Source organism: Microbacterium sp. NPDC089987, from assembly GCF_044748505.1.
Taxonomy (GTDB): domain Bacteria; phylum Actinomycetota; class Actinomycetes; order Actinomycetales; family Microbacteriaceae; genus Microbacterium.
This window is the reverse complement of sequence record NZ_JBIVGE010000002.1, coordinates 622,356-634,991: the sequence shown is the minus strand read 5'-3', so window position 1 is coordinate 634,991 and position 12,636 is coordinate 622,356. Positions and strand designations below refer to the sequence as shown.

Here is a 12,636-nt window from a genome sequence, read left to right as displayed (position 1 = left end):
TGTCTCTCAGTCTGTGACGACGGATGCCGGGTGGCGCGCTCCGCGCCACCCGGACCTCCGATCAGTACTTGCGGTCGGCGAGCACGGCCTTGGCCGCGTCTGCCGAGTCGAAGGCCTCACTGGGGACGATGATGTACGAGTCCACGTCCTCACCGTCGAGCGCCTTCTGCACGACCTCCAGCGCCGTCTCGCCGAAGAGCGGGTTGTACTCGTGCACGTAGCTGAGCTTGCCGTCGGCGAGCGCCTGGATGGCGTTCTTGGTGCCGTCGATCGTGGCGATCTTGATGTCCTCACCGACGACGAGGCCGGCTTCCTCAGCGGCCTGGGCGGCGCCGAGGCCCATCTCGTCGTTCTGAGCGAAGACGAACTGGATGTCGTTGCCGTTGGCCTTGAGCATCGTCTCGAGCACGCTCTTGCCCTCTTCGGTCGACCAGTTCGCGGTCTGCGAGTCGACCTTGTTCAGCGACGAGTCGCCGAGGCCCTCTTCGAAGCCCTCGTTGCGCTCGTTGACCACGCCGACACCGGCCGGACCCTCGAGCACGACGTAGTTGCCGCCATCGGGGAAGGCCGAAGCCGCCCACTCGCCGACCTCCTTCGCGACCTCGACGTTGTCGGGGGCGATGCGGGTGACGTAGAGGCTGTCGTCCTCGGGCTCGATGCCGCGGTCGAGCAGGATGACCGGGATCTCGGCCTCCTGCGCGAGCTTCAGCGAGTCCTCCCAGCCGGTGGCCTCGGTGGCCGAGAGCAGGATGACGTCGACGTCCTGGTCGACGAACGCGGTGAAGCTGTCGATCTGCGACTTCTGGTCGAGGTTGGCGGCGGGCGCGTAGCTGAGCTTGTAGCCGGCCTTCTCGGTGAACGTGTCCTTGATGTTCTGCTCGTTCGCCTGACGCCAGCCGCCCTCGGGGCCGACCGCCACGAAGCCGACCTCGATGAGGTCGCCGGATCCGGCGCCGTCCGACGAGCCCTTGTCGTCGGAACCGCCGCAGGCCGTGAGGCCCAGCGCGAGCGCACCGACGGCAGCGAAGCCGAGTACCGCGCGGAAGTGCTTCTTTGCAGACATAGTTCTCCTCCTTGAGAGACCGGGGCGCTGCCCGGCGGGTGGGCCGTGCGGCCCGCGGGTGATTGCAGGATGCAGAGCGTCCTGTGTCTGCATGTTACCGGGAACATTCCCGGTAATTCAAGCACGTTCGAATAACGTTCGGGACTCGGCGGGAGATGCGCTCGGCGCCCCGCTCAGTCGGTGTCGTCGCCGGACTCGGCGGCGATCATCTCCACGATCGTGTCGACGGTGACACCGGGCCCGTTGCTGAGCTCGCCGATCTTCTCGCGATCCTTCAAGACCACGATCCGATCGCTCAGCCGCACGACCTCCTGCAGCTCCGATGAGATGAAGACCACCGCGACGCCCTGCTGCGCCAGAGTGCTGATGCTGCGCTGGATCTGGAGTTTCGCGGCGACGTCGATGCCGCGCGTCGGCTCATCGAGGATGAGCACATGCGGACGCACGGCCAGTGCTCGAGCGAACAGCACCTTCTGCTGCGTGCCCCCGGACAGCTGCTCGATGGGACGGGCGAGATCGGCAGCGCTGAGATTCAGCACGTCGGTGTAGATCTCGAGCAGCATCCGCTGTTCCGACTGCGGGATGGGCCGAATCCACCCGCGCAGCGCCTGCAGCGAGAGCAGGATGTTCTCTCGAGCGGTCAGCCCGGCGACGATGCCGTCGGTGCGGCGGCTCTCACTCGACGCGGCGATGCGACGGCGCAGGGCTGCCGACGGACTGTGCAGCCGCACCCGCTCGCCGCCGGCCCAGAGCTCGCCGGAGTCCGAGCGCAGTGCGCCCGACATGAGTGCTCCGAGCTCGGTTCGCCCGGCGCCGCGAAGGCCGGCGAACCCCACGATCTCACCGCGATGCACCTCGATGTCCGTGGGACGGAGCTCGCCTCTGCGCCCGAGGGCGTCAGCGCGGAAGGCCGGCTCCCCCTCTGACACGTAGTGATGGGCCTTCCGCTCAGAGCCCAGGGCGCGCAGCCCCTCGAGATCCTTGCCGAGCATCTGCGAGATGAGCTCGGCGCGCTCGAGCTCACGCGTGCGGTTCTCGGCGACCTTGCGTCCGCCACGCAGCACAGTCATGCGGTCGCTGATGGCGAAGGCCTGCTCGAGGAAGTGCGAGACGAACAGGATGGCGACGCCCCTGTCGCGCAACCCGCGGATCACGCGCATCAGCGCCGCCACCTCGGCCCTGTCGAGGCTGGAGGTCGGCTCGTCGAGCACGAGCACCCGCGGTTCGTCGACCACGGATCGCGCGAGTGCGACGAGCTGCTTCTGGGCGGGTGAGAGGAATGAGAGCGGCTTGCGGGGATCGAGGTCGTCGACCCCGAGCCGAGCAAGCGCCTGTGCGGCGTCGGCCCTGTTGCGCCGCCAGTCGATGCCCCACCGGCCGCGGCGCTCGCGCCCGAGCATGACGGCCTCAGTGACCGTGAGGTTGGGGCTCAGCTGCATGTCCTGGAACACGGTCGCGATGCCGGCGGCTCTGCTGTCGCCGACGCCCGCGAACGAGCGCTCCTCGCCGTCGACGAGGACCACTCCCGAGGTCGGTCGCCTGGTTCCGGTGATCACGCCGATGAGCGTCGACTTGCCCGCGCCGTTCTCGCCCATGACCGCGTGCACCTCGCCGGGGAAGAGACGGAAATCCACGGCATCCAGCGCCCGCACCCCCGGCAGCTCGACCGTGATCCCTCGCAACTCGATCACGGGAGCGACAGCCCCGTCGATCATCGCGACTCCCGCGGCTTGGCTGTCGAACCGCGCACGACGAGCTCGGTCGGGATGCGGGTGAACGGCGGCAGCTCACGCTGCTCGATCGCCGCGCGCAGCATCTCGACGACAGCCCCTCCCAGGGCTTGGAAATCCTGCCGGACGGTCGTCAGCGGGGGAAGGAAGTGCCGCGCGAGCGGCACATCATCGAAGCCGACGACGCTGATCTCGCCCGGCACGTCGAACCCTCGGTCGTGCAGCCCGTGGATGAGACCGATCGCCGTGTCGTCGTTGGCGGCGAAGATGGCGGTCACCTCCGGAAGGCGCTGCAGCCCGACCGCGAAGTCGTAGGCGAAATCGGCACTCCAGTCGCCGACCACGATCGGCCGCTCGCGGATGCCCCACGACTTCGCCCTGGTGTGGAAGGCGCGCTCGCGCGCCCTGGCATCGAGCCAGTCGAGGGGACCCGAGATGTGCAGGATGTCGCGATGACCGAGGGAGACCAGGTGATCGACCACGAGCGTGGTCCCGGCGTGCTGGTCGATCGACACGGTCAGGAAGGTCGGGTCGGGGTCGGCCTTGACCACCAGCATGGGCACGCTCATCGTCACGCGGCGCAGCGCCGCCACCGACGATGACCGGGGCGCGACGACGCAGATCGCGTCGACGCCCTGGGTGGTGAGACTGTCGACCGCGTCATGAGGGGTCATCGCATCGCCCTCGTACAGCGCGATGGGAGTGACCGAGTAGCCGGCCTCGCGCGCCGCGAGTTCGACCGCCCGCAGGATGCTGGTCGGGCCGTGCGCCACGGGGCTCTCGACGATCACCCCGATGCGCTGGCTGCGCTGCGTGGCCAGCGCTCGGGCGACGAGGTTCGGCCGGTAGTCGAGCTCTTCGATGGCCTCGAGGACGCGGCGACGGGTCTCGGGCTTGATGTTCGGGTAGTCGTTGAGCACCCGGGACACCGTCATGTGCGAGACGCCGGCGATCGAGGCGACCTGCCGGATGTTCGGTTTGTCGGAGCCGACGTTGGCCATGCGCTTCCTCCGTCGGCTTGCCTTTCGGAATGTTACCGAGCACAGCCTCGCCCCGCAACGAAGCAGGAGTCGACCACGCACGATCGGCCCGGTCGTTCCCACCAGGGGCACGACCGGGCCGACGCCGTCAGCGCAGAGGCCGACGGCTCAGTGTCAGGCGGAGTGCTCGCTTACGACAGACCGCCGGCGCCGCAGCATCCACAGACCCGAACCCCCCGCCAGCAGCAGTGCCCCGATCACCGCGGCCAGGGCGCTGCCCGAGCCGTCGGCACCCGTGGTGGCGAGTGCGCCGCCCGAACCGCCCGCCGTCGAGCCCGCGGTGCTGGAACCGCCGGCGCCGGAGCCACCGGTGCTCGCACCGCCATCACTCGCACCGCCATCACCCGGATCGCCATCGCCAGGGGCCGCCGCGGCCGTGACCGTCAAGGGCAGGCGCTTCAGCTCGACTCCGTTGGCCCGCAGCACGATCTCGTGCGCGCCGGCTTCGGTGTCGGTCGGGATCACGACGGTCGCCGACAGCGCACCGTCCTCCACCTGCGCCGTGGCGAGCTTGCGGTAGGCGCTCTCGATGCCGATCTCGACCTCGTCGGCCTCGACACCCGACGCGGTGACCGTCACCGATCCGCCGGCAACGACCTGGTTGCTCGACAGCTCCGCTGCGAACTCCTGCTCACCGGGGACCGAGTCCTGCGATCCGGTGAACGCCCAGTTGTCCACCTCCATGAGGTCGACACCGGCCTCGACGCCCTCGGCTCCGGCGAACACGAAGAACACGTCGTGCTTCCCGTCTGCACCCTCGACGTCGGCCTGGACGGTCGTCCATTCGCCGACTGCGCCCTCGACGGGCAGGGTCGCCACGACCGGACCGTCGGGCTGGTCGAGACGGACCTGGACGCTGCTGCCCTCGGTCAGTGGCTTCACGCGCGCCGACACGGTCTTCGCGCCGGCCCCGAAGTCCACACCGGAGATGCCGGTGAAGTCCCCGTCATCGATCGACGACACGACGAGGTTGCCCCCGCCGTTGTGCTCGGGGAACTCGACCGAGGCTGCCTCCGTCTTGACGGTGGTGATGCCCAGCTGCCAGGCGAGGGTCTCCGCCTCGAACGTGCGGTACGGGTTGAACGCCTCGACCTGCTCGACGCCTTGGCGCGTGCCCTTGACGGGCTTGATCGTGCCGTCCGCGTTGAACTCCAGCTTGTCGATGTGCACCGAGCGGTAGCCCTGCGTGGCGCCGGGGCTGCCGAACGCGGCGGCCCACGCGGCTCCGCGTGTCTGCGTGTGGTACGTGAAGTACGTCTCGCCCTTGTAGGTGAACATGTCGGAGTGGTTGTTGCCGCCGTTGCCGGCACCGAAGAACGTCGACTGGTTCAGGAAGGCCTCGCCCGCGTACTTCGATGCCGTGAGATCCATCGGGTCGTCCGTCATCATGTAGGCGATCGCCCCGGTCTTCGGGTACTTGCCGGCCTCCTCCTTCACCTGGAAGTTCGAGGAGTAGGAGTAGTAGTACTTGCCGTCGCGCTTGAACATGCTCGACGCCTCGAACATGCCGGGGCCGTCGATCTCGACCGGATCGCCGTCGAGGGTGACCATGTCGCCCTTCAGCTTCACCACTCGGGTCGACTTCGGGTTCTGCGGGCCCTGCACGTTCGGCGCGGTGCCGATCTGGGAGTTGCCGCCGAAGTACAGGTACGCCTGCCCGTCCTTGTCGTCGATGAAGACCTCCGGGTCGAAGAGCCACATTCCTGCCGGGAAGCCACCGGAGGCGATGTAGTCACGGTCCACAGTGTCGGGGATGATCTTCTTGCCCAGCGGATCCTTCCACGGGCCGAGCGGCGAGCCTCCGACGACGACGGCTGTTCCGGTGCCGCTGTCGCAGAAGTACAGGTAGACCTTGCCGTCCTTCTCGATCGCGGCCGGGGCCCAGGAGTTGCGCGCCCAGGGAGCGGCTCCACCCTCGCGAGCGATCGGCACCGCACCGTGATCGACCCAGTTCACCATGTCGCTGGTCGACATCACGTTGAGTCGCGTGATCGCTCCGTAGCCGTTGGACTGCGTCGGCAGGCCGTTGGCGTCCTTGCTGTTCGCCTCGTACTGCTGCGTGTCATCGGTGGAGTAGATGTAGAGGCGACCGTTGTACACCAGGTGGTGCGGGTCGGCGCCGAACTTGTGACCGACGAGCGGGTTGTGGTCGCCGATCGGCTTCGTCTGCACGTCCTCGAGAGCCTGGAAGGCCGGCTGCTCCGGAGCGTCCGCGATCTTGATCAGCGAGATCTCGTCGACGGCGAAGTCCTGCAGGGCGTTCGAGCCCCACGGCGTCTCGATGAAGAACCAGTTCGCGTCAGCGTGCTTCGCCTCCGCCGTGAACTCCTGGGAGAACGACTCCCACTGGCCCTTGGGGAAGGCGCGACCGTAGTCGGCACAGCCGTTGAAGTTTGACGGGCAGAAGGTGAAGTTGAAGCGCTGCGTCGCTTCGCCCTCCGTGTACTTCAGCTTTCCGCTCATCCGGTAGGTGGCGCCGACCTCGAGTTTGCCCGAGACGTCGGCGAACGGACCCGACTGGGTGTTCTGCCGCTTCGTGACCGCGAGGGCGTGCGAGCCGCTGGCCGCGTCGGTGGTCAGCGCCAGTTCGCCGCCGCGGGCGGTCGTCCACCCGGTCAGGCTGCCCGCGAACCGCCCGTCGGGCAGCAGGTTTCCCGGCACCGCGTCGATCTCCGCGGTCGCCGCCATGGGAGCGGTCACCGGGGCCGCGAAGGCGGCCTGGCCGACGGCGGTCGCCGACGAGGCGACCAGCGCGCTGACTCCGATCACCGCGGCCATGCGCCGCGCTGATCGGCGCCGACCGCGCGCAGGGTTGTCGTGTGTTCTCACGTCTACGAACTCCTTCTAGTGCATCGACCGTCTCAGGGCGCGCCGGAGCGCGGGCGCGCTCGAGCAGCGGCACGAGGGGAGTGCCGCACGTGCGCGCCCTGAGACGGCAGGGGGGAAGATCGACCCGGTCGGGTCGGCGGCGAGAGCCGCGATCAGCTGGGGCCGTGCCACCGGGTTCGGTGGGGTGAGTGTCTCCTCCTCGAGATACGACGGATGCCACGACGTTGGGGCCAGCTGACTCGGATGTTACCGGTATCACAACGGGGAACACAAGGGTCGGATCGCCGGGAGGCGAAACCGGGAGAGAAGGTCAGAGTCCGAGCATCTCCAGGCGCCGGTTCACGAAGCGACGATCGGGGTCGTACGATGCGGCGAGCGCCGCGAAGTCGTTCCAACGCGGGTAGCGCGCGCGCACCTCGTCAGCGTCGAGCGTCGAGATCTTGCCCCAGTGCGGTCGCGCTGAGCCCGGCAGAGCCGCCTCGATCTCCGGCAGCAGCGCCCGCACCGCCGGCTCGTCGGGTCGCCAGGTGAAGTGGAGGCCTACGGCATCCGTCCCGTACGACGAGCTCAACCAGAGGTCGTCGGCTCGCACCGTGCGGATCTCGTTCACGAGCAGCAGCGGGGCGATGCGCGACGCGAGCCCGCGCACCGCCTCGATCGCGTCGACCGCGTCGCGACGCGGCACGAGGTACTCGCTCTGCAGTTCGACGCCGGCCGACGGGGTGAACGCCAGCCGGAAGTGCGGCAGCCGCTCGAACCACTCGCCGGGAACACCGCCCTGCTCACTGCAGGCCTGCGGATCGGCCCCGAGGATCGGATGGCGCTTCTCCGCAGCGGGCACAGCCCCGAGGTCGGCGATGACCGTGAGCCGCTGATCGACGCGGTCATCAGGCTGACGCTGCTTGACCCACAGCTGATCGGCGGCATCCGTGCGCCGCCATGTCGAGAAGATGCTGACACTCGTGCCGGCGCTCGTGACCGCATCCAGGTCGGCGAGGATCGCGTCCCAGCTCGGCCCCTCGTACACGTGCTGCGCGACCGTGTAGGTGGGCTCCACGTCGAGCGTGAGGTCGATCACCGCGCCGAGGGCGCCGAGCGAGACGACGGCGCCGTCGAAGCCCGGATCGCCTCGGCGCAGCTCGCGGACCTCACCAGATGCCGTGAGCAGCGTGAGCCCCCGCACCGCGGCCGCGAGCGAGCCGATCTCGTCTCCCGAGCCGTGGGTGCCCGTGGCCACCGCACCGGCGACCGAGATGTGCGGCAGCGAGGCGAGATTGGCGAGTGCGAGACCGGCGGCGTCGAGCTGCGGGGCGATGTCGCCATAGCGCAGCCCGCCGCTGACGCGCACGGCGTCGCGCGCATCGCTGATCTCGATCACCCGGGGCATCCGGTCGAGCGCGATGAGCACTCCGTCGGTGTCTGCGATGTCGTTGAACGAGTGCCTGGTGCCGAGCATCCGGACCCGCTCGCTCGAGGCGAGCGCCTCCCGCGCCTCCTCGAGGGACTCGGGGTGCACGAGGCTCGAGGCCTCGTAGCTCAGGTTGCCTGCCCAGTTGCGCTCTGTGCTCATCACGCCATGATCGCACGGTCGTTACATCGATGTAAGCCCGCCGCGGTCGCGCATCCCGTCGCCATTACACTGACCGGATGACTCCGCCACCCGCGCGCCGAGCGACCATGAAGGACGTCGCAGCTCTCGCCGGCGTATCAGCGAAGACCGTGTCGAATGTGGTCACCGGCTCGTTCGCCGTGAGCGGCGAGACTCGGGAGAAGGTCGAGCAGGCGATGCGGCAGCTCGACTTCGTGCCCAATCTCAGCGCACGGGGCATGCGCACCGGCAGGTCGGGAACCATCGCGGTGGCCCTGCCCGATCTCGCGACCGCGTACTCCGCGGAGCTCGTGCACAGCATCGTGCAGGCCGCCCACCAGCGAGGTCTCGCCGTGCAGATCGAGGAGACCGCGCTGGAGCCCGAGCGCGAGGGCGAGCTGCTCGCCCGCGCACGCACCCGCCTGGTCGACGGTCTGATCCTCAATCCCGTGCGCCTGGAGGACAGCATCCTCCGCCATGCCGATCAGCTTCCGCCGCTGGTGGTCATCGGCGAGGTCGAGCAGCACCGCGCAGACCACGTCCGCATCGACAGCAGGCGCGCCGCAGCCGACATGACCCGTCATGTGCTGGCGAAAGGTGCCCGCCGCGTCGCCGTCATCGGCGGTGACGACGATCCGCGGCACGCGACCGCCACCAGCCGTCAGCGGCTGGAGGGCGTGCGCGATGCGCTGCGCGAAGCGGGCATCCCGCACGATCCGTCCCGCGAACTGAACCGGCTGCCCTGGTCGATGGCGTCCGGCGCGGCGGCGATGCAGGAGCTGCTGAACCGCCGAATCGCGTTAGACGCGGTGATCGCGTTCACCGACTCGCTCGCTCTCGGGGCGCTGCACGCGCTCGACACCCACGGCATCCGGGTTCCCGACGACGTGCTGCTGACCGGCTTCGACGATGTCGAGCTGTCGGCGTTCACCGCGCCCGCGCTCACCACCGTCGCCTTCGATCGGGATGCCCTGGCCGAAGCGGCCCTGACGCTGCTGACTGCGCGCATGGACGACCGCGCCATGCCGCCGCGCAGTGTGACGCTGCCGCATGCGATCCGCGCGCGGGCGAGCACGTCGGCCAGGCCTGCGGGGCACCGGGCCTGACCCGACCGAAAGCGGTCCGAACACCCTCTTGCGTCCTGATTACCACGATGTAATGATGGACGCGTTCACAACGAGGTGACGAAGGAGCAGTGATGACACCTCCGCTCGATCTTTCCCGAAGGCAGTTCCTCGCCGCCGCATCCGCGGCTGCCGGCACCGCCCTGCTCGCCGGATGCGCACCCGGTGCGGTCAGCGGCTCCGGCACGCAGGCCCTGCAGTTCTGGCACCTGCTCTCCGGCGGCGACGGCGTGACCATGTCGGCTCTGCTCGACAAGGTCAACCACGCGCAGGACGCGTACCGCATCCGACCGACCGTGCTCGCCTGGGGCACGCCGTACTACACGAAACTCGCGATGGCCGGTGCCGGCGGACGGGCACCCGACGTCGCCATCATGCATGCGACGCGCGTGCCGGGTTGGGCTCCCGGCGGCCTGCTCGACAGCTGGGACGTCGACCGGCTCGCCGAGCTCGGGGTCGACGAGAGCACCTTTCCGGGCCCGATCTGGCAGAAGGGCTTCGCGGGCGACCGGCTGTTCAGCGTCGCGCTCGACGCCCACCCCTTCGTGCTGATGTACAACACGGACGTCTGCGACGCGGCCGGGCAGCTCGACTCCGACGGGACACTGAGGCCCACCTCGTCGCCCGAGGAGTTCCTCGACCAGTTGCGTGCCGTGGCGGGTGTCGCCGAAGGGCACGCCCTGTCGTACGGGTACCTGGGTGACGGCGCGCAGATGTGGCGTCTGTTCTACGGCCTGTACGCCCAGCACGGACTCGAGATCGAGCTTCCGGCCGGAGGCCGGATGGGGATCGACAAGGATGCCGCGGTCGAGACCCTCGCATACATGCAGTCGCTTCTCGACGGCGAGATCGCCGCGGCGCAGAACGACTACGGCAGCGCGATCGCGGAGTTCGCGACCGGGAAGAGCGGGATGCTGATGACCGGCGTCTGGGAGCTGCGGACCATGCTCAGCGCGGGCATCCCGTTCGACGCCACGATGATCCCCACCCTGTACGGCACGCCCGCCGTGTACGCCGACTCGCACTCCTTCGTGCTGCCGCACCAGGCCCGCGCCGACGAGCACCGGCGCGACCTCACCTATCAGTTCGTCGCCGACATGCTCAAGGGATCGTTCGGCTGGGCCGAGGCCGGTCACATCCCCGCGTACTTGCCCGTGACCTCGTCGCCCGAGTACGCGGATCTGATCCCGCAGGCGCACTACGCCGAAGCGGCGGAGCACGTCGTCTACGACCCGACGGCCTGGTTCACCGGCTCCGGCTCGAACTTCCAGGGCGAATTCGGCGCCGCCGTGCAGGGGGTGCTGCTCAGCGGCGACGATCCCGCTGCGGCCATCGACCGGTTCGAGCGTCGCGTGAACACGCTGCTCGCCCAGCCCAACCCCGCCGATCCCGAAGGGACGAAGTCATGACGACCACAGCGAGCACCCGCACGGTCGTCACCGGCCGCAAGTCCGACACGCGGTTCCGCCCCGCCGGCATCCAGCGGCGAGAGCAGCTGGTCAGCTGGGCGTTCCTCACGCCGTTCCTCATCGCGTTCGCCCTCTTCCTCATCTGGCCGATCGTGCACGGCATCTACCTGAGCTTCACCGACCAGTCGCTCACCGGCGCCGGCGGCGGGCTCGTCGGCTTCGCCAACTACGCCGAAGCGCTCGGCGACCCGGTGATGTGGCAGTCGCTGTGGAACACGCTGTGGTTCACTGTGCTCTCGACTGTGCCGCTGGTCGCGCTCGCGCTGGTCATGGCCGCTCTCGTCGACCGCGGCCTCCCCGGCCAGTGGCTGTGGCGGCTGTCGTTCTTCATGCCGTACCTGCTGGCATCCACCGTCATCTCGCAGATCTGGGTGTGGATCTTCAACCCGCAGATCGGCGCCGCGAACAACATCCTCAAGGCGCTCGGCCTCGAGCCGATCGCCTGGCTGCAGAACCCCGACACGAACATGCTGTCGATCGTGATCGCGACGGTGTGGTGGACGGTCGGGTTCAACTTCCTGCTCTACCTCGCCGCCATGCAGAACATCCCGCCGCAGCAGTACGAGGCCGCCTCGCTCGACGGGGCGAACGCGTGGCGGCAGTTCTGGTCGATCACCCTCCCCCAGCTGGGCCCGGCCACCGTGCTCATCCTGATCCTGCAGGTGCTGGCCTCGCTGAAGCTCTTCGACCAGGCGTACCAGATGCTCGGAGGGGTCGCGAGCGACACCACCCGCTCGATCGTGCAGTACGTCTACGAGGCCGGCTTCGTCAGCTACCGATTCGGCTACTCCGCCGCGATCTCGTACGTGTTCTTCGCCCTCATCATCATCGTCGGGGTCGCTCAGGCGCTCATCGTCCGCCGGAAGAAGGAGCTGTGATGGCCACCATCTCGCACACCGAGACCGTCACGGTGCCCCGCGAGCAGCGTGCGCGGCGTGTGCATCGGGCGCGCGTACCCGGGCAGAAGCCGTTCGCGCCGCTGCGCGTCGTCGCCTTCGTCATCCTCGCGCTGCTCGCGATCGGCTGGCTGCTGCCGTTCCTGTGGGCACTGGCGACCGCCTTCAAGACCGAGACGGATGCCGCCTCCGGAGACCCTTCCTGGATCGGCGCCTCCGGCCCCACCACAGAGGCCTTCGCGGCCATCCTGGCCCAGGGCAACGTGTACCTGTGGGCCCTGAACAGCCTGTGGACGTCGCTGGCCGTGACCGTCATCACCCTGGCGATCTCGTCGCTCGCGGCCTACGCCTTCTCGCGGCTCGACTTCACCGGACGCCGGTGGCTGTTCGCACTGATCATCGCGTCGATCGTGGTGCCTCCGCAGGTTCTGATCATCCCGCTGTTCTACGAGATGCTCGCCTTCGACATGATCGACACGCACTGGGGTCTGATCCTGCCTCAGGTGGTGGCACCGGCGATGGTGTTCATCCTCAAGAAGTTCTTCGATGCCATCCCGATCGAGCTGGAGGACGCGGCCCGCGTCGACGGCGCAGGTCGACTGCGCATCTTCTGGTCGATCGTGCTGCCGCTGTCGCGCCCGATCCTGGCATCCGTCGCGATCTTCGTCTTCATCGCGGCCTGGAACAACTTCCTCTGGCCGTTCCTCGTGATCAACGACACGACGCTGATGACCTTGCCGGTCGGACTGCAGACGGTCATCAGCGCGTATGGCGTGCAGTACGCGCAGGTCATGGCCCAGGCGGTGCTCGCCGCTCTGCCGCTCATCATCGTGTTCATCATCTTCCAGAAGCAGATCGTCAAGGGAGTCGCGACCAGCGGCTTCGGCGGTCAGTGAT

General features: G+C 68.6%; 9 protein-coding genes. 4 read left to right on the top strand and 5 right to left on the bottom strand.

Annotated elements, in window-relative coordinates:
- Positions 1–61: 61 nt before the first annotated feature.
- The 5 genes from ACIPV2_RS10700 to ACIPV2_RS10680 form a co-directional block, all read right to left on the bottom strand.
- A complete protein-coding gene (locus tag ACIPV2_RS10700; RefSeq protein ID WP_101187724.1) occupies positions 62–1,063 on the bottom strand; it encodes a substrate-binding domain-containing protein in 1,002 nt (333 codons plus the stop codon).
- 173 nt (positions 1,064–1,236) lie between these two features.
- The gene (locus tag ACIPV2_RS10695; RefSeq protein WP_400841067.1) at positions 1,237–2,778 is read right to left on the bottom strand and encodes a sugar ABC transporter ATP-binding protein; all 1,542 of its coding nucleotides are present in this window, start codon (positions 2,776–2,778) and stop codon (positions 1,237–1,239) included.
- Positions 2,775–3,794, bottom strand: coding sequence for a LacI family DNA-binding transcriptional regulator (locus ACIPV2_RS10690; protein ID WP_400841064.1), 1,020 nt, complete (start codon positions 3,792–3,794; stop codon positions 2,775–2,777). The genes ACIPV2_RS10695 and ACIPV2_RS10690 overlap by 4 nt, the downstream gene beginning before the upstream one ends.
- A gap of 153 nt (positions 3,795–3,947) precedes the next feature.
- Entirely contained in the window at positions 3,948–6,662 is a 2,715-nt protein-coding gene (locus ACIPV2_RS10685; protein WP_400841062.1) for a family 43 glycosylhydrolase, read from the bottom strand.
- A 310-nt stretch (positions 6,663–6,972) separates the two neighbouring features.
- The gene (locus tag ACIPV2_RS10680; RefSeq protein WP_400841060.1) at positions 6,973–8,232 is read right to left on the bottom strand and encodes an FAD-binding protein; all 1,260 of its coding nucleotides are present in this window, start codon (positions 8,230–8,232) and stop codon (positions 6,973–6,975) included.
- A gap of 77 nt (positions 8,233–8,309) precedes the next feature.
- Between ACIPV2_RS10680 and ACIPV2_RS10675 the strand changes: the two genes are divergently transcribed.
- From ACIPV2_RS10675 to ACIPV2_RS10660, 4 genes are all read left to right on the top strand, one after another.
- Positions 8,310–9,356 (top strand): LacI family DNA-binding transcriptional regulator, encoded by a 1,047-nt coding sequence (locus tag ACIPV2_RS10675; RefSeq protein WP_400841058.1) that lies wholly within the window; start codon positions 8,310–8,312, stop codon positions 9,354–9,356.
- A 92-nt stretch (positions 9,357–9,448) separates the two neighbouring features.
- Complete coding sequence (locus ACIPV2_RS10670) at positions 9,449–10,783, top strand: extracellular solute-binding protein (protein WP_400841057.1); 1,335 nt, start codon at positions 9,449–9,451, stop codon at positions 10,781–10,783.
- The gene (locus ACIPV2_RS10665; protein WP_101187718.1) at positions 10,780–11,721 is read left to right on the top strand and encodes a carbohydrate ABC transporter permease; all 942 of its coding nucleotides are present in this window, start codon (positions 10,780–10,782) and stop codon (positions 11,719–11,721) included. Before ACIPV2_RS10670 ends, ACIPV2_RS10665 begins: the two co-directional genes overlap by 4 nt.
- A complete protein-coding gene (locus ACIPV2_RS10660; protein WP_400841053.1) occupies positions 11,721–12,635 on the top strand; it encodes a carbohydrate ABC transporter permease in 915 nt (304 codons plus the stop codon). The genes ACIPV2_RS10665 and ACIPV2_RS10660 overlap by 1 nt, the downstream gene beginning before the upstream one ends.
- The last annotated feature ends 1 nt before the right edge of the window (position 12,636 follow it).

Excerpts from the sequence above, each read along its gene's own strand:
- ACIPV2_RS10695 (WP_400841067.1), bottom strand. The coding sequence starts at position 2,778 with ATGATCGACGGGGCTGTCGCTCCCGTGATCGAGTTGCGAGGGATCACG.
- ACIPV2_RS10690 (WP_400841064.1), bottom strand. The coding sequence starts at position 3,794 with ATGGCCAACGTCGGCTCCGACAAACCGAACATCCGGCAGGTCGCCTCG.
- ACIPV2_RS10660 (WP_400841053.1), top strand. The coding sequence starts at position 11,721 with ATGGCCACCATCTCGCACACCGAGACCGTCACGGTGCCCCGCGAGCAG.
- ACIPV2_RS10665 (WP_101187718.1), top strand. The coding sequence starts at position 10,780 with ATGACGACCACAGCGAGCACCCGCACGGTCGTCACCGGCCGCAAGTCC.
- ACIPV2_RS10670 (WP_400841057.1), top strand. The coding sequence starts at position 9,449 with ATGACACCTCCGCTCGATCTTTCCCGAAGGCAGTTCCTCGCCGCCGCA.
- ACIPV2_RS10675 (WP_400841058.1), top strand. The coding sequence starts at position 8,310 with ATGACTCCGCCACCCGCGCGCCGAGCGACCATGAAGGACGTCGCAGCT.
- ACIPV2_RS10700 (WP_101187724.1), bottom strand. The coding sequence starts at position 1,063 with ATGTCTGCAAAGAAGCACTTCCGCGCGGTACTCGGCTTCGCTGCCGTC.
- ACIPV2_RS10680 (WP_400841060.1), bottom strand. The coding sequence starts at position 8,232 with ATGAGCACAGAGCGCAACTGGGCAGGCAACCTGAGCTACGAGGCCTCG.